29 protein-coding genes are annotated in these 23769 nt (G+C 32.3%); 23 read left to right on the top strand and 6 right to left on the bottom strand.

Annotated features, from left to right (window positions below; genetic code table 11):
• Nucleotides 1-46: 46 nt before the first annotated feature.
• The 7 genes from Bccel_RS04570 (at nt 47) to Bccel_RS04545 (ending at nt 8102) form a co-directional block, all read left to right on the top strand.
• On the top strand, nt 47-319 hold the full coding sequence (locus Bccel_RS04570) for a hypothetical protein (RefSeq protein ID WP_036940310.1): 273 nt from the start codon (nt 47-49) through the stop codon (nt 317-319).
• Between the two features lie 189 nt (nt 320-508).
• On the top strand, nt 509-3697 hold the full coding sequence (locus Bccel_RS28705) for a methyl-accepting chemotaxis protein (protein ID WP_050753118.1): 3189 nt from the start codon (nt 509-511) through the stop codon (nt 3695-3697).
• 182 nt (nt 3698-3879) lie between these two features.
• A complete protein-coding gene (locus Bccel_RS04560) occupies nt 3880-5721 on the top strand; it encodes a carbamoyltransferase family protein (protein WP_036940308.1) in 1842 nt (613 codons plus the stop codon).
• An 11-nt stretch (nt 5722-5732) separates the two neighbouring features.
• Nucleotides 5733-6152, top strand: a complete 420-nt coding sequence (locus tag Bccel_RS04555) for an SxtJ family membrane protein (RefSeq protein WP_050753117.1) — start codon at nt 5733-5735, stop codon at nt 6150-6152.
• On the top strand, nt 6152-6304 hold the full coding sequence (locus Bccel_RS30710; RefSeq protein WP_162838928.1) for a DUF5989 family protein: 153 nt from the start codon (nt 6152-6154) through the stop codon (nt 6302-6304). Before Bccel_RS04555 ends, Bccel_RS30710 begins: the two co-directional genes overlap by 1 nt.
• An 11-nt stretch (nt 6305-6315) precedes the next feature.
• On the top strand, nt 6316-7680 hold the full coding sequence (locus Bccel_RS04550) for an SGNH/GDSL hydrolase family protein (RefSeq protein ID WP_036940306.1): 1365 nt from the start codon (nt 6316-6318) through the stop codon (nt 7678-7680).
• Nucleotides 7681-7844: 164 nt separating this feature from the next.
• Nucleotides 7845-8102, top strand: coding sequence for a hypothetical protein (locus Bccel_RS04545; protein ID WP_036940303.1), 258 nt, complete (start codon nt 7845-7847; stop codon nt 8100-8102).
• Nucleotides 8103-8434: 332 nt separating this feature from the next.
• Here Bccel_RS04545 and Bccel_RS04540 read toward each other — a convergent pair whose 3' ends face one another.
• The 3 genes from Bccel_RS04540 to Bccel_RS30705 form a co-directional block, all read right to left on the bottom strand.
• Nucleotides 8435-8647 carry a hypothetical protein gene (locus Bccel_RS04540; protein WP_036940300.1) on the bottom strand — a complete coding sequence of 71 codons (213 nt, stop codon included), beginning with the start codon at nt 8645-8647 and terminating at the stop codon, nt 8435-8437.
• Nucleotides 8648-9163: 516 nt separating this feature from the next.
• A complete protein-coding gene (locus Bccel_RS04535) occupies nt 9164-9499 on the bottom strand; it encodes a hypothetical protein (protein WP_036940297.1) in 336 nt (111 codons plus the stop codon).
• A gap of 10 nt (nt 9500-9509) precedes the next feature.
• Nucleotides 9510-9686, bottom strand: a complete 177-nt coding sequence (locus Bccel_RS30705) for a hypothetical protein (protein ID WP_162838927.1) — start codon at nt 9684-9686, stop codon at nt 9510-9512.
• 380 nt (nt 9687-10066) lie between these two features.
• On the opposite strand from Bccel_RS30705, the gene Bccel_RS04530 reads away from it, so the two are divergent.
• The 9 genes from Bccel_RS04530 (at nt 10067) to Bccel_RS04495 (ending at nt 17069) form a co-directional block, all read left to right on the top strand.
• A complete protein-coding gene (locus Bccel_RS04530) occupies nt 10067-10372 on the top strand; it encodes a hypothetical protein (RefSeq protein WP_036940293.1) in 306 nt (101 codons plus the stop codon).
• A gap of 4 nt (nt 10373-10376) precedes the next feature.
• Nucleotides 10377-10532: a hypothetical protein gene (locus tag Bccel_RS30095; RefSeq protein WP_154673454.1), complete on the top strand. Its 156-nt coding sequence runs from the start codon at nt 10377-10379 to the stop codon at nt 10530-10532.
• A 261-nt stretch (nt 10533-10793) separates the two neighbouring features.
• Complete coding sequence (locus Bccel_RS04525) at nt 10794-12074, top strand: IS110 family RNA-guided transposase (protein WP_036945548.1); 1281 nt, start codon at nt 10794-10796, stop codon at nt 12072-12074.
• A gap of 421 nt (nt 12075-12495) precedes the next feature.
• Nucleotides 12496-12744 (top strand): hypothetical protein, encoded by a 249-nt coding sequence (locus Bccel_RS04520; protein WP_050753116.1) that lies wholly within the window; start codon nt 12496-12498, stop codon nt 12742-12744.
• 61 nt (nt 12745-12805) lie between these two features.
• On the top strand, nt 12806-14116 hold the full coding sequence (locus tag Bccel_RS04515; protein ID WP_036945593.1) for a hypothetical protein: 1311 nt from the start codon (nt 12806-12808) through the stop codon (nt 14114-14116).
• A 1-nt stretch (nt 14117) separates the two neighbouring features.
• A complete protein-coding gene (locus tag Bccel_RS04510; protein WP_036945609.1) occupies nt 14118-14369 on the top strand; it encodes a hypothetical protein in 252 nt (83 codons plus the stop codon).
• Nucleotides 14370-14382: 13 nt separating this feature from the next.
• Complete coding sequence (locus Bccel_RS04505) at nt 14383-15138, top strand: zonular occludens toxin domain-containing protein (protein WP_050753115.1); 756 nt, start codon at nt 14383-14385, stop codon at nt 15136-15138.
• Nucleotides 15139-15259: 121 nt separating this feature from the next.
• A complete protein-coding gene (locus Bccel_RS04500; RefSeq protein ID WP_036945594.1) occupies nt 15260-16441 on the top strand; it encodes a phage/plasmid replication protein, II/X family in 1182 nt (393 codons plus the stop codon).
• A gap of 445 nt (nt 16442-16886) precedes the next feature.
• The gene (locus Bccel_RS04495) at nt 16887-17069 is read left to right on the top strand and encodes a DUF4926 domain-containing protein (protein WP_036945595.1); all 183 of its coding nucleotides are present in this window, start codon (nt 16887-16889) and stop codon (nt 17067-17069) included.
• Between the two features lie 138 nt (nt 17070-17207).
• Here the strand turns inward: Bccel_RS04495 and Bccel_RS04490 are convergent, their stop codons facing one another.
• The 3 genes from Bccel_RS04490 to Bccel_RS30700 all read right to left on the bottom strand — a co-directional run bounded on the left by Bccel_RS04490 (nt 17208) and on the right by Bccel_RS30700 (nt 18461).
• The gene (locus Bccel_RS04490; RefSeq protein WP_036940300.1) at nt 17208-17420 is read right to left on the bottom strand and encodes a hypothetical protein; all 213 of its coding nucleotides are present in this window, start codon (nt 17418-17420) and stop codon (nt 17208-17210) included.
• 518 nt (nt 17421-17938) lie between these two features.
• Complete coding sequence (locus Bccel_RS04485) at nt 17939-18274, bottom strand: hypothetical protein (RefSeq protein ID WP_036940297.1); 336 nt, start codon at nt 18272-18274, stop codon at nt 17939-17941.
• A gap of 10 nt (nt 18275-18284) precedes the next feature.
• Complete coding sequence (locus Bccel_RS30700) at nt 18285-18461, bottom strand: hypothetical protein (protein ID WP_162838927.1); 177 nt, start codon at nt 18459-18461, stop codon at nt 18285-18287.
• Between the two features lie 380 nt (nt 18462-18841).
• Here Bccel_RS30700 and Bccel_RS04480 point away from each other — a divergent pair, with 380 nt between their 5' ends.
• From Bccel_RS04480 to Bccel_RS04455, 7 genes are all read left to right on the top strand, one after another.
• On the top strand, nt 18842-19147 hold the full coding sequence (locus tag Bccel_RS04480; RefSeq protein WP_036940293.1) for a hypothetical protein: 306 nt from the start codon (nt 18842-18844) through the stop codon (nt 19145-19147).
• 4 nt (nt 19148-19151) lie between these two features.
• Entirely contained in the window at nt 19152-19307 is a 156-nt protein-coding gene (locus tag Bccel_RS30090; protein WP_160317691.1) for a hypothetical protein, read from the top strand.
• Nucleotides 19308-19455: 148 nt separating this feature from the next.
• Complete coding sequence (locus Bccel_RS04475) at nt 19456-19704, top strand: hypothetical protein (RefSeq protein WP_050753114.1); 249 nt, start codon at nt 19456-19458, stop codon at nt 19702-19704.
• Nucleotides 19705-19765: 61 nt separating this feature from the next.
• Nucleotides 19766-21076: a hypothetical protein gene (locus Bccel_RS04470; RefSeq protein WP_036945593.1), complete on the top strand. Its 1311-nt coding sequence runs from the start codon at nt 19766-19768 to the stop codon at nt 21074-21076.
• A gap of 1 nt (nt 21077) precedes the next feature.
• On the top strand, nt 21078-21329 hold the full coding sequence (locus Bccel_RS04465; RefSeq protein WP_036945609.1) for a hypothetical protein: 252 nt from the start codon (nt 21078-21080) through the stop codon (nt 21327-21329).
• A gap of 13 nt (nt 21330-21342) precedes the next feature.
• Nucleotides 21343-22044: a zonular occludens toxin domain-containing protein gene (locus Bccel_RS04460; RefSeq protein ID WP_050753113.1), complete on the top strand. Its 702-nt coding sequence runs from the start codon at nt 21343-21345 to the stop codon at nt 22042-22044.
• A gap of 176 nt (nt 22045-22220) precedes the next feature.
• Nucleotides 22221-23402 carry a phage/plasmid replication protein, II/X family gene (locus tag Bccel_RS04455; protein ID WP_036945594.1) on the top strand — a complete coding sequence of 394 codons (1182 nt, stop codon included), beginning with the start codon at nt 22221-22223 and terminating at the stop codon, nt 23400-23402.
• The last annotated feature ends 367 nt before the right edge of the window (nt 23403-23769 follow it).

The raw sequence follows: 23769 nt of genomic DNA, 5'->3' as shown, positions 1-23769 counted from the left end.
TTAACCTTATGAATAATGAAAATGTCTATAGAAGGAGTGGTTTTAAATGAAATTGGAATTAGACGTATACAGCACAATATGCGAGACTAAAATGTTTAAAATTAACGGTATTAAGGCAAATTATAAGGATTTTGGCGATAAGTATGATATCTCACCTGATAAACGCAGACCTAATATGTGCGGCAACATGGCATTTAAACCCGCTATGCCTACACAGCAGATACTTGACAAGTATGGTATCAGTATAAGCGAGTATAAATATATATGCGAGCAGTTAAAGGCATGTGTTTCTTTTGGCACCTGCAGGTTATGCGGTTAAAGGTATGAAAATTATCAATGCTCTTACATAATATTCTATTTTTCAATATAAATGAGGGGATCAAATCCTCTCATTTTTTTGTTGCTTGGATAATCAGATGCTAATTATTAATATTGTTTACATAATGTCCGATAAATATATAGCCCAGAATGTTTTACTTTATAAAACTTATAAAAAGGAGAGCGAGTTATGAAATGGTTTAGCGATAAAGCATTTAATAAGATTGTGGTAATGGCTGAAAAAATAGCTGCTGGTGAGACAAACATTACTATTGAATCAGATTCAAAAGATTCGGAAGGAATAATATCGCTGCTAAAAAAAATTGCAGAAAGAATGGCCTGGTATGAAGAAATTATCGACGCTGTTCCTTTTCCTATTCATGTTACTGATGGAGATATGAACTGGACTTACATGAATAAAGCCTTTGAAAAATTAATGATTGAACAGGGTGTAATTAAAAACCGCAGGTCTGGATATGGAAAAGCTTGCAGCCATGCTGGGGCTAATATTTGCAATACTCAGAAATGTGGTATCAAGCAACTTCAAAAAGGGGTTCCGGAAAGCTATTTTGATTGGTGCGGTATGAATTGCAAACAAGATACTTCACATTTAAGAAATGCAAAAGGAGAGGTAGTAGGATATGTTGAAGTAGTAACTGACTTGTCTTCCATATTAAGTGTTAATGAATACACAAAAAAAGAAGTAGATCGTTTGGCATCTAACCTTGATTTACTTTCAAAAGGCGATCTCAATCTGAATATGCAAGTAGCTGAAAGCAACCAATTTACAGAAGAAGCAAGAGAGGACTTTATAAAAATAAACAACTCCTTGGAGAAAACAAAGGAAGCAATAGGAAAGCTGATTGGAGATGTATCCATGCTTTCCGATTCAGCAATTGCAGGTAAGTTTTCAGTAAGAGCGGATGCTCAAAAACATGATGGGCAATACAGGAAGATAGTAGAAGGTGTAAACCAGACATTGGATACGGTAAACGATAGGAATGCATGGTATGAGGCGATTATTGATGCAGTGCCTTTCCCAATACATGTAACTGATAATGATATGAACTGGACTTATATGAATAAATCCTTTGAGAAATTGATGATTGAACAGGGCGTAGTGAGGGAACGAAAGGATGGATATGGCAGACAATGCAGTAATGCTGGAGCCAATATTTGTAATACGCAAAACTGTGGTATAAAGCAACTTTTAAAGGGTAAAGCCGAAAGCTATTTTGACTGGTGCGGAATGAGCTGCAAACAGGACACTTCATATCTTAGAAATAGGAAGGGTGAAAGTATTGGGTTTGTTGAGGTTGTTACCGACCTAACATCAATTCTTAAAGTAAATTCCTACACAAAAGAAGAAGTTGAACGTCTTGCTGCAAATTTAGATATGCTGGCTGAAGGAAGACTGGATATGGATCTTAGTGTAAAAGAAGCAGACCAATTTACCAAAGAAGCCAGAGAAAACTTTGTAAAGATCAATAATAGTCTCACTAAAGTTAAATCAGCACTTAACCTAATGATCAGTGATGCAGAAACTCTTGTATCTTCTGCAATTAACGGCAATCTTGAATCAAGAGCAAATGCTTCGCAGCACAATGGGGAGTATAGAAAAATCGTCGAGGGCATTAATAATACGCTTGATGCTGTCATGGAACCACTAAATTTTGCAGCAGGGTACATAGAAAAAATGTCAAAAGGTGAAGAGTTGGAAATAATAGAAAATAAGTATAAGGGTGATTTCAGGGTATTAATTGATAACCTTAATAAAGTAAGGGCCTCACTTTATACACTTATTGATGAGACGACTATGCTTGCAAAAGCTGCCACGGAGGGTAAAATTTCTGTTCGAAGCGATGTTAATAAGCTAAAGGGTGGATATGCAACAATCGTTAAAGGTGTAAACGATACCATTGATGCAATAGAAATACCTTTAACAGAAGCAAAGAAAGTACTTGAAAAGATTTCTGTCAATGATTTTACTACACAAATGACCGGCCAATATAAAGGTACATTTAAAGAGTTTGCAGAAGCTATAAATCAAGTCCATACCAGATTAATAAGTATACAGGATGCTTTTGAACGCGTTGGTAAAGGTGATTCAAGCAAGTTGGAAGATTTTGAAAAGATAGGAAAAAGATCCGAAAATGATAAGATTATGCCTGCCTGTATCGAAGCCATGAGATCAATACGTGATTTGGTAAGCGAGGCAGGTATTCTTGCCAAAGCTGCAATAGATGGTGAATTGGATGTAAGAGGGAATGAGAGTAAATTTAAAGGTGGGTATAAAGAAATCATTGAGGGTATGAATAAGACAATGGAAGCTTTTGCCGAACCAATACAAGAGGCTACATCTGTCATGCAGGAAATGGCTAAAGGTAATCTTACAGTTAGCATGACCGGCGATTATAAAGGCGAATATGCTAAAATAAAAAATGATCTTAATTTCACATTAAAATCCTTTAATGATGTTTTAAATGATATAAACATTGCTGCTATACAGGTGGCTTCAGGCTCCAGACAGATATCTGATTCTGCACAGGCTTTATCACAGGGATCTACGGAACAAGCCAGTTCAATTGAAGAATTAACAGCTTCAATGGATGAAATTGCTTCTCAAACCAAGCAGAATGCCGTTAATGCAAATCAGGCGAATGAATTGGCTCTATCGGCTAAACAGGATGCAGTCAAAGGAAATGAACAAATGGCTGGAATGTTAAAGGCAATGGGTGATATTAATGAATCTTCAGCAAACATTTCAAAGATTATAAAAGTCATTGATGAAATCGCATTCCAAACAAACATACTCGCACTTAATGCTGCTGTAGAAGCTGCAAGAGCAGGACAGCACGGCAAGGGTTTTGCAGTGGTAGCAGAGGAAGTAAGAAATCTCGCTGCAAGGTCTGCTAATGCTGCTAAAGAAACAACGGTGCTTATTGAAGGTTCTATTAAGAAGGTTGAGGGTGGAACCAGGATTGCTAATGATACAGCAGAAGCCCTCAATAAAATAGTTGACGGTGTAGCAAAAGCTGCAAACCTGGTAGGAGATATTGCTTCTGCTTCTAATGAGCAGGCCTCAGGTATTGCACAGGTTAATCAAGGTATAATGCAGGTATCACAAGTTACTCAAACAAACTCTGCTACGTCAGAAGAAAGTGCAGCTGCAAGTGAAGAGCTTTCCAGTCAGGCAGAAGTCCTCAAGGAAATGGTAAATAAATTTAATCTTAAGAAAACTGATAGCAGTAATGATCTTAATCCTGAAGTGTTGAAAATGATTGAGAATATGTCTACAAATAAAAAGCCATCTGCAATAGGTGGAGCTTCAGGTATAAAGAAGATTTCTTTAAGTAATAATGAATTTGGGAAATATTAATGGATAATATTCAACATAAGTGGAGAGGATGAAAATTCTCTCCACTTTTTTTGTCTAAATTAGGGTGTTTTTAATTTTTTTATTGTCTATGATACAAAATTAACATATAATTTTATATATATATTTTTTAGAAGTAATCAAATACAAATTTATTTTTTTAATTATATGGGGGAGGTGTTAGGATGGAAAAAATACTTGGGATATCCGCATATTATCATGATAGTGCCGCTGCACTATTAGTTGATGGCGTAATAATAGCGGCAGCCCAGGAAGAAAGATTTACAAGGAAAAAGCAAGATGAAAGGTTCCCGGTAAACGCTGTAAATTATTGTCTGTCCGAAGCAAAAATAAGTATTCGTGATGTAGATAAGATAGTTTATTACGAAAAGCCTTTATTAAAGTTTGAAAGATTACTTGAGACATATATATCATGCTCTCCTCGAGGATTTGCTTCCTATATTAAATCAATGCCGATATGGCTTAAGGAAAAGTTGTTCCTTAAAAAACTCTTAAAAACAGAGCTGGCTTCTTTAGGTAATTGCAAGGTTAATGAGCTCCCGCAGCTGCTCTTTACCGAGCATCACATGTCCCATGCAGCATCTGCATTTTATCCAAGCCCATTTAAAAAAGCTGCTGTTTTATGTGTTGATGGTGTTGGGGAATGGGCTACAACATCTGTATGGATGGGTGAAGATAATAGTTTGACTCCTCTTTGGCAAATGGATTTCCCACACTCATTAGGTCTTTTATATTCTGCCTTTACATACTATACCGGCTTTAAAGTAAATTCCGGAGAATATAAATTAATGGGACTAGCTCCTTACGGTAACCCAACCTATGTTGATTTGATTCTTGATAATATAATTGATCTTAAAGACGATGGTACTTTTAGATTAAATATGAAGTACTTCAACTATACTACAGGTCTTACAATGACAAGCAATGAATTTCACAAACTTTTTGGCGGACCTCCAAGAAAGTCTGAATCAGTTATTACACAGCGTGAAATGGACATAGCTCGCTCTATACAGCAAGTTACAGAAGAAATCATATTAAGGCTTTCCCGCACAATAAAAAAAGAAACAGGAGCAGAGAACCTATGTTTAGCAGGCGGAGTTGCACTTAACTGTGTTGCAAACGGACGAGTATTAAGTGAAGGTATTTTCAAAGATATATGGATACAGCCTGCATCTGGAGACTCGGGCGGGGCACTGGGAGCTGCCCTTTCAGTATGGCATCAATACTTAAAGCAGCCACGAAATTCTGCTAAAGGCGATAGCATGAAAGGTTCATATTTAGGTCCTTCACAAAAACCAGAGAGTATAAAAGATTACTTGGATTCTGTAAAAGCTAAATACAAGAATCTCAATGATGACGAATTGTATGCAAATCTGGCAAAAATACTTGTGGAAGGCAAGGTCATAGGTTGGTTTCAAGGGCGTATGGAATTTGGTCCGAGGGCTCTTGGTGGCCGTTCTATTATAGGCGATCCCAGAAACTCAAAAATGCAATCTGTAATGAACCTTAAAATAAAGTATCGTGAATCCTTCAGGCCATTTGCACCTTCTGTTCTTCATGAAAAAGCAGGAGACTATTTTCAGCTGGATCATGAAAGCCCATACATGCTTCTGGTAGCTCCGGTTGTACAAGACATACGGGTTAACATGACTAAAGAGCAGGATGAGCTTTTTGGTATTGAAAAACTCAATGTTGCACGTTCTTCAATCCCCGCCGTTACACATGTTGATTATTCTGCCAGGGTACAAACAGTTCATGAAGAAACAAATCCAAGATATTATAGACTTATTAAAGAGTTTGGGAAGTTATCCGGTTGCAGCGTTATTGTGAACACTTCCTTCAATGTCCGTGGAGAACCTATAGTTTGTACTGCTGAGGATGCATACCGCTGCTTTATGCGTACCGATATGGATTATCTTGTACTTGAAAATTTTATATTGGCCAAAAATGATCAGCCAAAGGTTCAAAAAGATGAATCATGGAAAACTGAATTTGAGCTGGATTAGGGGGATTTAAAATGCAATCTAATAAAGATATAGATAACAAAGGTATGGATTTAAAGGAATTAAGACGGTTTGGTTTCACCTTAAGTATTGCAATAGGTTTACTATTTGGCTTACTAATTCCATTTTTAAGACATAAGCCTTATGGAATATGGCCTTGGATAGTAGCAGCTATATTATTTATGTGGGCATTAATTATGCCATCCACCCTTAAAAATTTCTATAAAGTGTGGATGAAGATAGGTATGTTTTTAGGCCGTATAAACACAACAATACTTCTTATTGTAGTGTTTTTTATTGTTATCACACCGATAGGAATTGTTATGAAACTATTTGGATACAGGCCTTTAGATGATAAATTTGATGCTACGGCAAATACATATCGTAAGAAAAGTAACCAAATACCTGTTGAAAGAATGGAGGTGCCTTTTTAATGTTGGACTTGCTTAAAGATTTATGGGGCTTTATGAAAGTAAGAAAGAAATTCTGGCTAATGCCTATAATAATTGTACTTTTAGTCATAGGTGTACTTGTAGTTGTTGTTCCAGGTTCTGCTCTTGCACCATTTATATATTCACTGTTTTAAGGAGAAAAACAATGAAGAAACATATAAAGTTAGTAGGAATTATATTCCTGATTTCAGTACTGTTAGTAAATGAATATACCATTGCAAGGCTGTTTACATCAGATGGAATAATCGGAGATTCTTCAGGAAGATATGCTATTTGGGGTTTTGATATATTCCTGTTCTTTTTAGGGTTATTGATGATTATATTTAAGGGAAAAATAGAAAAGCATTACAAAAAGATTATGTATTATATTAAGACAACAGTAATTATCGTACTGGTGTCATATATACTTTTCTTTTTGGTAGATGTAATCTATGGGTACATTAATCCAATAAAACCTTGGGAGTCAGAACTTGAGATAGCTGCTAAAGCAGCCTATGAAACTGAACCATTTTACTCTCATGAGTTTTTATTGGAAAAATATGCAGCAATGAAGCCCGGAGAGTGGAATACACCTGAAGGAACAAGGCTTATATTTAAAAAGGAGTTTTACGGAAAGTACATAAATGCCGAACCGGCAGCTTTTGGATCAAAAAATGTTGTACGTAGAACCATAAACAAATACAACTATGATGACAATGATGTTATAAAGGTGCTAATGTTGGGCGGCTCCACAATGTATTGTAATGATGTCCCGGATAATCTTACCATAAGCAGCCAGCTTTCCGAAATTCTGAATTCTTCAGGAAAAAACAAGTATTTTGTAATTAATGCAGGGGTAGACTCGGCAAATTCGAGCCAGGAACTTGAAAGGCTCGAGTTTGAGCTGAAAGCAGGGTTAAAGCCAGATATAGTAATTGGTTATCATGCTTATAACGATATTGTTAACGGAATTTACTTCAATGAGCCTGAAGGTGTAATGTTCGATTACGAAAGCCGTAACAAAGTTAAAGAGTTTATATCAAAAGTAGTACCAAGCAATATATACAAACGCATTAGGCTTGAATCTGATAAAAATAGCGATAATATAAGGTCTGTATCAGAGCATATGAACGATATTTCCAAGGTCAAAAAGCTGGCTGTAAAAACAGGCGAAGTATTTACCGACAACAATCTAAAAATGTACAATCTTTCGGTTCAGTACGGCTTTAAGTATTATTGTATTGTCCAACCTGTAGGAGTCTATGGGAATTATCCTGATAGTTATGAGGATGCAAAAAGAGTGCACAATTGGGCAAAGAAGTACATGCCTAAAATCTTTTTAGCTTGTGATGAAGGCTATGCTGCACTTAGAAATTCAATAGAAAGTTTAAAAAAGCAGAATGTTGCAGCTTTTGACTGGTCAGAGCTATTTTTGAATAAAAAGGATAATATATTTATAGATGCATGCCATATAAACAGCAAAGGAAATAAGATAGTTTCTGATGAGATGGCAAAAATGATATTGAATTGATTTTTTAATAATTATAATTTTGTGTTATACATAAAGCCTAATTTTAGGCTTTTTTATTTATGCAAAGAATTTGTCTTTTTAATATAAAAAAATATATTATAATAGTTTATATACGTTATTTAGTAAAGGTAGGATAATTTGATTAAAAAAGAGGTTAAAGTAAAATGATATGTTTATTTATTGAAAGAGATACAAATAATAAAATTTTTGATGCAGATAATTATATTGGAACAAGAATAGAAAAATATAACTATTATAATGAGATTGATATGCTTATGAATGAAATGCTTGAGGAAAAAATATTATCTCATTATGAATTAATAATGAATATTGCATATGAGTACTCAAGATTATTAAAGAGTCTTATAATCAATTATTTACAAAAGAGTTTAAAACTAATGCTAGAGATAATAGTATTTTAGTACTAAAAAACCTTATTGAATTGCAAGAATCCACAATAGATATTTATAAAAAACAAACTATATGTTTGCTTGTAACTTATGTAATGAGAAATTACTCATCACATAATATTGATGATGATTTTTTGCATTTAAAGATGATAAATATACAAAGAAGATAATGGTTTCATGTTTATTGAGTTTTTTTATAATATTAATGTATAGAGATGATTTGAGTTAACTATGTATAGATAATTTATTTATTTATAATAGGATATAAGGGAAAAGATTAATATCTGATTACACGAAATAAAAAGAATGTTTTTTGAAATGGAAAAAAGCCGGATTTCTCCGGCTTATATTATTTTTTCGATAGATTCAAGCATAAGTATTAATGTTCTGTTTGATTTCTCAAATTCTTCATCTTGATTTTCAGTGTACATCTCATCAATAAATTCTCTTTCTTTTTTCAATTTTCTTTTGATTGCGTTCTTGATTTCCCAAAGTTCTATTTGGCTAACTTCAAGTTTGTAATTTGCAATTGATTTTCCATTAAATTCGATATTCATAATTCATCATCCTTTCATTCTTGTTGGCTTCGAAGACCGCCGACCCAATAGGATGACCATGTCAAGGGTTAATGACGTATAAGTTGAGCGACCCGTTATTATTACTACTTATGCCGTCATCCCTTGACAAAAAGGGGAGGTAAAATCAAAAGCCAAGAATGAAAGGTAATTGCCTCCCCTTCAAGGGGCGGGGGTGAGTTCAAACAAATTAGCATTACTTCAACGAGTGACCTAATGCACTCTTAAAGCTTGTTGAACCCCGACACTGCATTATAAAATATCTCTGTACTTTCTTGGGGTGAGAGTTCGAACGCGGGCAGGTATAGACAATTAGGAACTAATTACTTCGGGGTTCCCAGAATAAATTTTGACAGGCACGTAAAGGGCGGTAAGATATTACGATTTAAGGCGAATTTTTGCGGGAAAACTACCCAAATTTCGATAATCCAGTGAATTCTTCATTCTTCACCCTTACGCATTTTCGACATAAAATAAAGCCCATTTTAGGGCTATTTATTAGGAAGATTGATAAATATCATTCTTTTCATATAATATTTTTGATATATCTTCTTCAATTTTTTCTATACGTAAACAACTTTCTAAAAACAACTTTAGTTTTAATATTTTAATATAGCTAATTGTAAACCCTACAACCATTCCTAAAACACTATAAAATATATAAAAATATTTTAATGGTATGTTAATAATATATGGAGATATTAAATCTGCTTTATGCAAAAAGCTAAATATAAAAGGAAATATGATACCAAGACATATTATAGATAAAATAGACAATAATTTATAATATAATAAAATTTCTTTTTTATGTTTAATTAAGCTTTTATTTTGCATAATTCACCTTTTATTCATCATTATCTTTTACTTCAACTTTACCATGTAATTTTTCATAGTCTTTTATATATATTTCTAATGCATACTCTATTTGTGTTGCTGTTGTTCTTTTTTCTATTCCTGCTATAGCTTTAATTTTATTCAAAATTTCAGGTGTAATTCTTAGTGTGAAAATATCTTTTGCCATTAAAAACATCCTTTCTAAGTATATTTTAAAAGTATTATAACATATTGCCTAAGATATAATATATCATACTATTGACATTGAATGTTATACAGATATATAATTAAAAGTGTAATACGTTTGATGTTGTCAGTTATATGATTTTTAAAAATATTTTCGTTTTACTAATAGGTTACAGAAGTAGGAATAACTGTTTTGCTAATAGGTTACACAAGTAGTACAATAATATTAGAACGATTGTTCGATGTGGAGGGGGTTGTTATGAATTGTCCTAACTGTGGGGCAGAAATGGTTGACATCGGATGTAACGCAATGGGAATTTATGAAGACGCATTTTGGCATTGTACACAATGTAATTATAAAGATGATGAGGAGGAATGAGCATGGAAAATAAAGTAATCGGACTTGTAACGTTCGCCAATCCTAACAAGTGGTCAATGGTTGATGAAAGAACAGGGGAAGTAAGGGAAGGGAATACAATTGAGTATATTCCGGTAGATTCTCTTAAACCTTTATTAAATGAAGATGGCACTTTAGGAACAAAGGTTGTTAAAGAAAGTCTTCCAACTGAAAAAATCGGCTCAGTTACAGTTGTGCCAGCATTTTACACAATGACCTTTGCATTTAAGAATGTTAAAGGTAAACTCCAGGTTAAACTGGATTCACTTGAATTACTTTCAGAGGTATAGTGTCATGGCAGTTTATGAAGCGGTTTATGGTACATATTACGAATATCAGACATTAAAAGCAGTAAACGATGCAATATCTTTAATTAATATATTTTTTGGTTTCTTTATTGCAACAGTTGTTGTTTTGATATTTGTATCATGCTTTAATCGTAATTCTTAGGTGGTGCTGATATGGATTTTAGTTTAGTGTTTATGGGTTTGAAATGGGGTTTAGTAATTACAGGTAGTGCATTTCTTTTAAGTTTTGGCTTTACGGTCTGTTTAAGACTGTTTAGATAATCTAATTACATATTTAAGGAGCATTCCTGTAATGAAATAAAATGACCTTTGAAAAATAAATACCTCCGGGTTAGAATACGGGATGTAAGGTTTGTAACTTACTCCTAATTTAATAAGACTAACCAAAACGGAGGTATGTAATATGAAGTATACACAAAATGAAAAGCTTAATCAATTAGATTTTTCAACAATGGTGGTTGGAGTTGATGTAGGTAGTGAATTTCACTATGCCAGAGCCTTTGATTACAGAGGAATAGAATTGTCAGGAGTATTCAAAATTAGCAATGATGCTGTAGGTTTTGAAGCCTTCGAAAAATGGTCGCACGAGTTGATGATGAAGCATGACAAATCAAAATTAATAGTGGGAATGGAGCCTACAGGGCACTATTGGTTCAATTTCGGATACTCACTAAAGGAAAACAATAGAAAGGTTGTTTTAGTAAACCCTATGCATGTAAAGAGAAGCAAGGAATTTGATGACAACAATCCTACTAAAAATGACCGCAAAGATCCAAAGACAATTGCAATGTTGGTCAAAGACGGAAGATACCTGGAGCCGTATATGCCTGAAGGTGTGTTCAGAGAATTAAGGATATCAATGGAAACCAGGGAACGCTATATCAAGCATATGACAGTAATTAATAACAAGGTGCAAAGATGGCTTTCCATATACTTTCCAGAATTCAAGACTGTTTTCAAGGACTGGAGCGGACAAGGAGCTATGATTGCGTTAAAGAGCTTCGCAACACCTGAAAAGGTTATTGCAAAAGGAATAGAAGCTATTGCGAATGAATGGAAATCTCAGATTAAGCGTGCTGTAGGAACAAAACATGCAGTAAGACTAATGAAGGCAGCAGAAACGAGTGTAGGCATTAAGGAAGGCCTTAGAGCTGCTGAATACGACTTGTTAAGTTTAATAGAAGAGTATGAATTTGTAACAAAAAAGCTGGAAGCCACTCTTAGTCTGATAGAAGAACTACTCCAACAGGTTCCTAACATTACAGAATTACTTGCAATCAAAGGAATTGGAGTTGTCACGGTAGCTGGATTTATTGCAGAAGTTGGAAATATATCAAGGTTTGAGCATCCCAAACAGATACAAAAGCTTGCGGGACTTAACCTTAAAGAAAATAGTTCTGGAAAGCATAAGGGAAAAACCACCTTAAGTAAAAGAGGTCGAAAGAGGCTTCGCAGGCTTTTATTCCAAGCGGTTATGATACTTGTGGCCAAGAATGCTGAGTTCAGGCAACTACATTTATATTATACAAACAGGATTAAAAATCCATTGAAAAAGAAGCAGTCCATTATGGCAATCAGCTGTAAGTTGATAAGGGTATTTTATACATTGTTAACTAAAGGGACTCCTTATGACGGAGAGAAGATGATCAGAGATATTAAGCGTATAGAACCAAAAGCAGCATAAGATGTAACTACATATTCGATGATGCCGTAAATGCCTAAAAACGGCGGAGATAAAGGCAGAATAGAAATAAAAACACGAGCCGGGATAGTCGGATTGAATTTTTCCCTAAGGGCATAGACCCAGTTTTGGAGCATGACTGACATTCCACCTCATGGAAAGGCTGAACGAAGGAATTAAGGGCAATTTGACCCTGTGAGACATGGGAGGGTAGCCGCCGGAGACTATGTGGAATCCCAATAGGCCATAATAAAAAATGCGTTAGGCTTAATGAGATTCACCATTGCATTCCAGAAAAACACTTTTATAAGTGATTTATCCATGATGGTCGTGAAAAATAAAATCAAATTCTATGATAGGTAAAGGAAAATGAAGAAATTTAAAGATTATTGAGGGAGGGAAGATTATTGAGGGAGGGTCTTTTATGAAAAGATTAAACAAAAAGAAACTTTTATCAGTTATTTTTACTTGTTTAGCAGTTGCAATGGTATCAATACAGTCATTTGCTGCACTTGATGAAGGAACAGCAACTGCTATGGATACTGGTTTTACTGCTATCAAATCGGATGTATTAGCAGGTCTTGCCAAAGTTGCTCCATATGGTTTGGCTGTATTTGGTGCATTTTTGGTTTGGAAGTATGGCAAAAGGTTTTTTGCAAGCCTGGCAAAATAATTTTGCCAAAGGGAATGGGGATGGCTTCGGCTGTCCCTTTTTTTGAAGGGACGGTGAGGTTATGAAAAAAATACTATATGTTATGATTTTATTAGTTGTTTCTTTAGGATTTTATATAAATTGTTTTGCATACACAATATCACCAACAACATTAACGCAATATAATGCAATTGACTATCCTTATATAACAGTAATTGAACATATAAATAATGGTAAATTAGTATCTACAACAATATACTCGCAAGATAAGTTAATAATGAATAATAAAACTGAACAACTATGGAAACAGAATTCAGGAAATTATATAGAAGTTGAATTGTACAATGGGCAAATTTCACAATGGTTTCAAACAGCAAATTTTTATCATGGTGGCACGTGGCAAACATTTGTATATACTAATTATGATGTAGTATATGATGATGGCACAATACACAAAATAAGTAACGAACATATACCAACATTTGAATTTATTAGTCCTATAGGTTCAAAAAAATATATAGATGAAAATCCAAATATACAAATAATTACAGATACCAACGGTTCTTCTTATGATGTAATTTTATATGGAAAAGATAAAAATGGTAATTGGGAAATGAATATGACTTATATATGGGATTTAACCGAATCATTAAGTGGTTTTTATGTTCCCGGAAAAATTATTCCATATGTACCAGGTATAAATCGCATAACCATAGAAAATACAGGACTTGCACCAGGAGAACCGGGATTTGGAGAAATATTAGCAGAAGTACAATTCGAAATAGTGCAAACTAATGCAAATAAAATAGACATAATAGGATTTGACAATGAAAAGACATATCAATATGCTCCAACATGGTATGTTTTACGTACTGGTACATATAACAAACAATTGCATTCTATATATGTTAATGGTGTTAAATATAATGATTGTCCTATAAATCAACAAATAACTTATTACGATGATCATTTTTATAATGTTGAGCAAGGTAAATATAATAATCCTTATAAAATTGGACAAAACATAGTTGAAATAAAGGATGCAACTGGAAAAATTGTATTTACAAAAAAGTTTGTTTTGCTTGAATGGACAGACCCAAATGAAACAAATACATGGGGAACAGATACACCAACAATTCCAAGTGATTTCATGAAAAGAAAGTTTCCATTTTGTATACCATATGACATTTATAATTCAGTAGTTGCATTAAAATCAACACCAAAAGCACCCGTATGGGAAATTGACCTTTCAAACTCTGTTTTTAAGGGCGGAGGTAAATTTACTATAGACTTTTCACAGTTTGAAGCATGGGCAAAAATTGTAAGGTGGGGAACTCTTTTAATTTTCACTTTTATTTTAATTATTAATTCAAGAAGGTTTATAGGTGATTAATATGGATATATTTGGTGATATTTTTGGAGGCATTACACAAAAGTTAATTGAATTAGTTGCAAGGATTATAAATCTTTTGCCTGATTCACCATTTCACACTGTAAATAATGCCGATGTAAATTCATTTCTTGGTGGACTAAATTGGGTGTTACCTATAGCCCAAATGATTAGCATATTAGAAGCATGGTTAATTGTAGTGGCTGTCTATTATACTTATCAGCTCATTTTGAGATGGGCAAGAATGATTAAATAAGGGGTGTTAAAATATGATTTATCTTAATTCAGGAACACCAGGAAGTGGGAAAAGTCTTAATGTTGCAAGGGATATAATGTTCAAATTAAGACGTGGACATAATGTAATATCTAATTTTCCTATTAATCTTGAAATAGTTAAATTTAAGCCTATAAAGAATATTATATTAAAAATTGCAAGACTATTTAAGAAAGAAGAAAAGGTAAAAGAAAAGCTTCAGGGCAAGTTAGAGTATAAAATAGGAAAATTCCTTTACATAGATAATTCTAAGCTTAATCCTACTTTGCTTGTATGTTTTGCTAAACATAATCATAAAAAGGGTAGGGAAGGGCAGACACTTTTAATTATTGATGAATGTCCTGTAATATTTAATCCCAGGGAATATTCCAGAAAAGACCGCCCAAACTGGATAAAGTTTTTTCAGTTGCATAGGCATCTTGGATATAACGTTATATTAATTGCTCAGAATGATAGGCTTATTGATAGACAGATTAGGGCATTTATTGAGTATAACTGTAAGCACCGTAAAATTAACAATTTTGGAACTGTAGGAATGATAATATCACTTTTACAGCTTAAGGCATTTGTCGTTGTTACCTATTGGTATGGTGTAAATGAAAAGTGTGGAATACAATTTTTACATTCAAAAAAATGTATTCTAATCTTTATGATAGCTATTCAGCTTTTGACAGGTCTTTGGATTTTAGTCTGTAGTGAATGGGGGAGGCTCCACTGTGTGGAGGGGGTACCCATTCGCTACAGACTTTAAGAAAAACCCCTACAAAAGCAGTAGATAGTTTGAAGAGAAAAACACGTCGGGTCTATGTAACACCCGACGAGAGTCTACGTACATAGACAAAATAAAAAATTTTAATGGAGGTTAAACAAAAATGTACGATACAATAATTATTAAATCTCCTGAAATAGATGATATTACTAAAGATAAAATAATAACTTTTTGCAATATTTATGAGGGTCTAAATTTTGAAACAGGAGAAATATTATATCAATTTACTTCTGGTGAACTTGAAGGCAGTTATGATTATAGAATAAGGTTAACAGTAGATAATACCGATTGGATTAATGAAAATGGTATACCTGAAAAAATAAAAGTGCCTTGGTATATAAAGGTTGAATGTAGTTTACATAAGTTAATGATGAATCATAATTGTTTCGGTGGTCCTACAAAGATACAACAATCAGTCAAGTATTTAATAAAGTTTTTAGAAAATGCAATGAATGTTAATTTACCACCTTATCATTGGTGGGAAGTAGAAAAAATTGATGTGTCAAAAATATTTGTTTTTAAGCATCATTCCATATGTAAGAAAATTATGGAAAATTTAAAGAATGCTTATTATACTAGAAGAAAACCTATAATATTTGATACTTCATTAATGTTTTCTGGTTCAACATGTACTGATAAATTTTACTGGAAGGGCCCTGAATTTAAAAAACATGACTGGAAGAGAATTGATAAATATATAAAAAGGGAATTAGATAAAAGTTGTTCTGTAGTTCATGGTGATTATAATATTGGTCATAAACTAGCATTATTAAAAATTAAGTTTGATAAAATATTAGAAAGAGCAATGAGAACTATCCGTTTTGAATGTTCAATAAAAATAAGAAAACTCAAAGAATTATATGATTCAGAGAAGGTATTTGTATATATGATTGATGATAAAACCTTAGAATCATTCAGAGATTCAGAGTTAAAAAAGATAATTAAGGAGGACGACCAAATGGATATCGTAAGGCGTAGTGACTTAGTATTAGAAAAATTAAATGAATTATTTGATACAAGATTATCTAATAGTTTATATTCAATGTGGACACAAATGGTACAGTTTGGAGAAGAACAAACAAAGCAAAATTATAAAAAAGCTACATTCTACAAATATAAAAAGATATTAATTGAATCAGGAATATCATGGACAACATCAGTTGTTAACCTCAAGCAATTTTCTATTGTTCCTGATGACTTTACTTTTGCTGATAATAAATATGTTGATGATTCTGTTAGCGAAGAGGTACAAAAAATTATGGCTGAAATAGATGCAGTTGCTTAATATGTGATGCAGTCAACGATAGTCTAAATTTCATGTTTTTGTGCAGATTCTGTTCGGATCGTACCCAAAATCGACTAAAATATGAAATTTAATAATTAAAAAATTGCAAAAAGGATATATAAAATGCCTTATAAAATACCTTTATATAATTGTTACTGGTGTCGATGCGGTTATTGTCTTAATAGTGCTGAATGTTTAGATCATTGTATTAGATGCATTAACATCAGAAACAATTATAATCGACATTACATACCACAATATTGTGAAAACTTTATTGAAGATCATTCAAGCAATCGCCGTATTAAAGATAGACTTTTTGAATGTGAAACTTGCAAATATAAGAAAGAACTTGATAAAATTAAGAAAAGCTTGGAAAAGCTTTTACAATAATATATTTGAAGTGTAAAATAAAATTAAATTTTTATATATGGGGGCATTGAAAATAATGAAAGAATTTGATGTGGTAGAATTATTATGTGACATACCAGAACATAGTCTTATAAAAGGACAAAAAGGTACCATTCTTGAAATTTATAGTGATGTTGATTGTGAAATTGAGATTTGTGACGATGAAGGATTAACTCAGTTTTTAGGTACTCTTAAATTAAATGATTTGAAGAAAGTTTAGAAAAGTTATTATTTTTAAATAAATAGTCTGTTTTGAATATTAATAGATAATAGGGGTATGGGGTAAAAAGATTTACAATAGATTACACGAAATAAAGAGAATGTTTTTTGAAATGGAAAAAAGCCGGATTTCTCCGGCTTATATTATTTTTTCGATAGATTCAAGCATAAGTATTAATGTTCTGTTTGATTTCTCAAATTCTTCATCTTGATTTTCAGTGTACATCTCATCAATAAATTCTCTTTCTTTTTTCAATTTTCTTTTGATTGCGTTCTTGATTTCCCAAAGTTCTATTTGGCTAACTTCAAGTTTGTAATTTGCAATTGATTTTCCATTAAATTCGATATTCATAATTCATCATCCTTTCATTCTTGTTGGCTTCGAAGACCGCCGACCCAATAGGATGACCATGTCAAGGGTTAATGACGTATAAGTTGAGCGACCCGTTATTATTACTACTTATGCCGTCATCCCTTGACAAAAAGGGGAGGTAAAATCAAAAGCCAAGAATGAAAGGTAATTGCCTCCCCTTCAAGGGGCGGGGGGTGAGTTCAAACAAATTAGCATTACTTCAACGAGTGACCTAATGCACTCTTAAAGCTTGTTGAACCCCGACACTGCATTATAAAATATCTCTGTACTTTCTTGGGGTGAGAGTTCGAACGCGGGCAGGTATAGACAATTAGGAACTAATTACTTCGGGGTTCCCAGAATAAATTTTGACAGGCACGTAAAGGGCGGTAAGATATTACGATTTAAGGCGAATTTTTGCGGGGAAAACTACCCAAATTTCGATAATCCAGTGAATTCTTCATTCTTCACCCTTACGCATTTTCGACATAAAATAAAGCCCATTTTAGGGCTATTTATTAGGAAGATTGATAAATATCATTCTTTTCATATAATATTTTTGATATATCTTCTTCAATTTTTTCTATACGTAAACAACTTTCTAAAAACAACTTTAGTTTTAATATTTTAATATAGCTAATTGTAAACCCTACAACCATTCCTAAAACACTATAAAATATATAAAAATATTTTAATGGTATGTTAATAATATATGGAGATATTAAATCTGCTTTATGCAAAAAGCTAAATATAAAAGGAAATATGATACCAAGACATATTATAGATAAAATAGACAATAATTTATAATATAATAAAATTTCTTTTTTATGTTTAATTAAGCTTTTATTTTGCATAATTCACCTTTTATTCATCATTATCTTTTACTTCAACTTTACCATGTAATTTTTCATAGTCTTTTATATATATTTCTAATGCATACTCTATTTGTGTTGCTGTTGTTCTTTTTTCTATTCCTGCTATAGCTTTAATTTTATTCAAAATTTCAGGTGTAATTCTTAGTGTGAAAATATCTTTTGCCATTAAAAACATCCTTTCTAAGTATATTTTAAAAGTATTATAACATATTGCCTAAGATATAATATATCATACTATTGACATTGAATGTTATACAGATATATAATTAAAAGTGTAATACGTTTGATGTTGTCAGTTATATGATTTTTAAAAATATTTTCGTTTTACTAATAGGTTACAGAAGTAGGAATAACTGTTTTGCTAATAGGTTACACAAGTAGTACAATAATATTAGAACGATTGTTCGATGTGGAGGGGGTTGTTATGAATTGTCCTAACTGTGGGGCAGAAATGGTTGACATCGGATGTAACGCAATGGGAATTTATGAAGACGCATTTTGGCATTGTACACAATGTAATTATAAAGATGATGAGGAGGAATGAGCATGGAAAATAAAGTAATCGGACTTGTAACGTTCGCCAATCCTAACAAGTGGTCAATGGTTGATGAAAGAACAGGGGAAGTAAGGGAAGGGAATACAATTGAGTATATTCCGGTAGATTCTCTTAAACCTTTATTAAATGAAGATGGCACTTTAGGAACAAAGGTTGTTAAAGAAAGTCTTCCAACTGAAAAAATCGGCTCAGTTACAGTTGTGCCAGCATTTTACACAATGACCTTTGCATTTAAGAATGTTAAAGGTAAACTCCAGGTTAAACTGGATTCACTTGAATTACTTTCAGAGGTATAGTGTCATGGCAGTTTATGAAGCGGTTTATGGTACATATTACGAATATCAGACATTAAAAGCAGTAAACGATGCAATATCTTTAATTAATATATTTTTTGGTTTCTTTATTGCAACAGTTGTTGTTTTGGTATTTGTATCATGCTTTAATCGTAATTCTTAGGTGGTGCTGATATGGATTTTAGTTTAGTGTTTATGGGTTTGAAATGGGGTTTAGTAATTACAGGTAGTGCATTTCTTTTAAGTTTTGGCTTTACGGTCTGTTTAAGACTGTTTAGATAATCTAATTACATATTTAAGGAGGGTCTTTTATGAAAAGATTAAACAAAAAGAAACTTTTATCAGTTATTTTTACTTGTTTAGCAGTTGCAATGGTATCAATACAGTCATTTGCTGCACTTGATGAAGGAACAGCAACTGCTATGGATACTGATTTTACTGCTATCAAATCGGATGTATTAGCAGGTCTTGCCAAAGTTGCTCCATATGGTTTGGCTGTATTTGGTGCATTTTTGGTTTGGAAGTATGGCAAAAGGTTTTTTGCAAGCCTGGCAAAATAATTTTGCCAAAGGGAATGGGGATGGCTTCGGCTGTCCCTTTTTTTGAAGGGACGGTGAGGTTATGAAAAAAATACTATATGTTATGATTTTATTAGTTGTTTCTTTAGGATTTTATATAAATTGTTTTGCATACACAATATCACCAACAACATTAACGCAATATAATGCAATTGACTATCCTTATATAACAGTAATTGAACATATAAATAATGGTAAATTAGTATCTACAACAATATACTCGCAAGATAAGTTAATAATGAATAATAAAACTGAACAACTATGGAAACAGAATTCAGGAAATTATATAGAAGTTGAATTGTACAATGGGCAAATTTCACAATGGTTTCAAACAGCAAATTTTTATCATGGTGGCACGTGGCAAACATTTGTATATACTAATTATGATGTAGTATATGATGATGGCACAATACACAAAATAAGTAACGAACATATACCAACATTTGAATTTATTAGTCCTATAGGTTCAAAAAAATATATAGATGAAAATCCAAATATACAAATAATTACAGATACCAACGGTTCTTCTTATGATGTAATTTTATATGGAAAAGATAAAAATGGTAATTGGGAAATGAATATGACTTATATATGGGATTTAACCGAATCATTAAGTGGTTTTTATGTTCCCGGAAAAATTATTCCATATGTACCAGGTATAAATCGCATAACCATAGAAAATACAGGACTTGCACCAGGAGAACCGGGATTTGGAGAAATATTAGCAGAAGTACAATTCGAAATAGTGCAAACTAATGCAAATAAAATAGACATAATAGGATTTGACAATGAAAAGACATATCAATATGCTCCAACATGGTATGTTTTACGTACTGGTACATATAACAAACAATTGCATTCTATATATGTTAATGGTGTTAAATATAATGATTGTCCTATAAATCAACAAATAACTTATTACGATGATCATTTTTATAATGTTGAGCAAGGTAAATATAATAATCCTTATAAAATTGGACAAAACATAGTTGAAATAAAGGATGCAACTGGAAAAATTGTATTTACAAAAAAGTTTGTTTTGCTTGAATGGACAGACCCAAATGAAACAAATACATGGGGAACAGATACACCAACAATTCCAAGTGATTTCATGAAAAGAAAGTTTCCATTTTGTATACCATATGACATTTATAATTCAGTAGTTGCATTAAAATCAACACCAAAAGCACCCGTATGGGAAATTGACCTTTCAAACTCTGTTTTTAAGGGCGGAGGTAAATTTACTATAGACTTTTCACAGTTTGAAGCATGGGCAAAAATTGTAAGGTGGGGAACTCTTTTAATTTTCACTTTTATTTTAATTATTAATTCAAGAAGGTTTATAGGTGATTAATATGGATATATTTGGTGATATTTTTGGAGGCATTACACAAAAGTTAATTGAATTAGTTGCAAGGATTATAAATCTTTTGCCTGATTCACCATTTCACACTGTAAATAATGCCGATGTAAATTCATTTCTTGGTGGACTAAATTGGGTGTTACCTATAGCCCAAATGATTAGCATATTAGAAGCATGGTTAATTGTAGTGGCTGTCTATTATACTTATCAGCTCATTTTGAGATGGGCAAGAATGATTAAATAAGGGGTGTTAAAATATGATTTATCTTAATTCAGGAACACCAGGAAGTGGGAAAAGTCTTAATGTTGCAAGGGATATAATGTTCAAATTAAGACGTGGACATAATGTAATATCTAATTTTCCTATTAATCTTGAAATAGTTAAATTTAAGCCTATAAAGAATATTATATTAAAAATTGCAAGACTATTTAAGAAAGAAGAAAAGGTAAAAGAAAAGCTTCAGGGCAAGTTAGAGTATAAAATAGGAAAATTCCTTTACATAGATAATTCTAAGCTTAATCCTACTTTGCTTGTATGTTTTGCTAAACATAATCATAAAAAGGGTAGGGAAGGGCAGACACTTTTAATTATTGATGAATGTCCTGTAATATTTAATCCCAGGGAATATTCCAGAAAAGACCGCCCAAACTGGATAAAGTTTTTTCAGTTGCATAGGCATCTTGGATATAACGTTATATTAATTGCTCAGAATGATAGGCTTATTGATAGACAGATTAGGGCATTTATTGAGTATAACTGTAAGCACCGTAAAATTAACAATTTTGGAACTGTAGGAATGATAATATCACTTTTACAGCTTAAGGCATTTGTCGTTGTTACCTATTGGTATGGTGTAAATGAAAAGTGTGGAATACAATTTTTTACATTCAAAAAAATGTATTCTAATCTTTATGATAGCTATTCAGCTTTTGACAGGTCTTTGGATTTTAGTCTGTAGTGAATGGGGGAGGCTCCACTGTGTGGAGGGGGTACCCATTCGCTACAGACTTTAAGAAAAACCCCTACAAAAGCAGTAGATAGTTTGAAGAGAAAAACACGTCGGGTCTATGTAACACCCGACGAGAGTCTACGTACATAGACAAAATAAAAAATTTTAATGGAGGTTAAACAAAAATGTACGATACAATAATTATTAAATCTCCTGAAATAGATGATATTACTAAAGATAAAATAATAACTTTTTGCAATATTTATGAGGGTCTAAATTTTGAAACAGGAGAAATATTATATCAATTTACTTCTGGTGAACTTGAAGGCAGTTATGATTATAGAATAAGGTTAACAGTAGATAATACCGATTGGATTAATGAAAATGGTATACCTGAAAAAATAAAAGTGCCTTGGTATATAAAGGTTGAATGTAGTTTACATAAGTTAATGATGAATCATAATTGTTTCGGTGGTCCTACAAAGATACAACAATCAGTCAAGTATTTAATAAAGTTTTTAGAAAATGCAATGAATGTTAATTTACCACCTTATCATTGGTGGGAAGTAGAAAAAATTGATGTGTCAAAAATATTTGTTTTTAAGCATCATTCCATATGTAAGAAAATTATGGAAAATTTAAAGAATGCTTATTATACTAGAAGAAAACCTATAATATTTGATACTTCATTAATGTTTTCTGGTTCAACATGTACTGATAAATTTTACTGGAAGGGCCCTGAATTTAAAAAACATGACTGGAAGAGAATTGATAAATATATAAAAAGGGAATTAGATAAAAGTTGTTCTGTAGTTCATGGTGATTATAATATTGGTCATAAACTAGCATTATTAAAAATTAAGTTTGATAAAATATTAGAAAGAGCAATGAGAACTATCCGTTTTGAATGTTCAATAAAAATAAGAAAACTCAAAGAATTATATGATTCAGAGAAGGTATTTGTATATATGATTGATGATAAAACCTTAGAATCATTCAGAGATTCAGAGTTAAAAAAGATAATTAAGGAGGACGACCAAATGGATATCGTAAGGCGTAGTGACTTAGTATTAGAAAAATTAAATGAATTATTTGATACAAGATTATCTAATAGTTTATATTCAATGTGGACACAAATGGTACAGTTTGGAGAAGAACAAACAAAGCAAAATTATAAAAAAGCTACATTCTACAAATATAAAAAGATATTAATTGAATCAGGAATATCATGGACAACATCAGTTGTTAACCTCAAGCAATTTTCTATTGTTCCTGATGACTTTACTTTTGCTGATAATAAATATGTTGATGATTCTGTTAGCGAAGAGGTACAAAAAATTATGGCTGAAATAGATGCAGTTGCTTAATATGTGATGCAGTCAACGATAGTCTAAATTTCATGTTTTTGTGCAGATTCTGTTCGGATCGTACCCAAAATCGACTAAAATATGAAATTTAATAATTAAAAAATTGCAAAAAGGATATATAAAATGCCTTATAAAATACCTTTATATAATTGTTACTGGTGTCGATGCGGTTATTGTCTTAATAGTGCTGAATGTTTAGATCATTGTATTAGATGCATTAACATCAGAAACAATTATAATCGACATTACATACCACAATATTGTGAAAACTTTATTGAAGATCATTCAAGCAATCGCCGTATTAAAGATAGACTTTTTGAATGTGAAACTTGCAAATATAAGAAAGAACTTGATAAAATTAAGAAAA

This window comes from Pseudobacteroides cellulosolvens ATCC 35603 = DSM 2933 (assembly GCF_001262605.1).
Classification (GTDB): domain Bacteria; phylum Bacillota; class Clostridia; order Acetivibrionales; family DSM-2933; genus Pseudobacteroides; species Pseudobacteroides cellulosolvens.
Note: the sequence above shows the minus strand (reverse complement) of the source record. Positions and strands in the feature narration are given on the sequence as shown.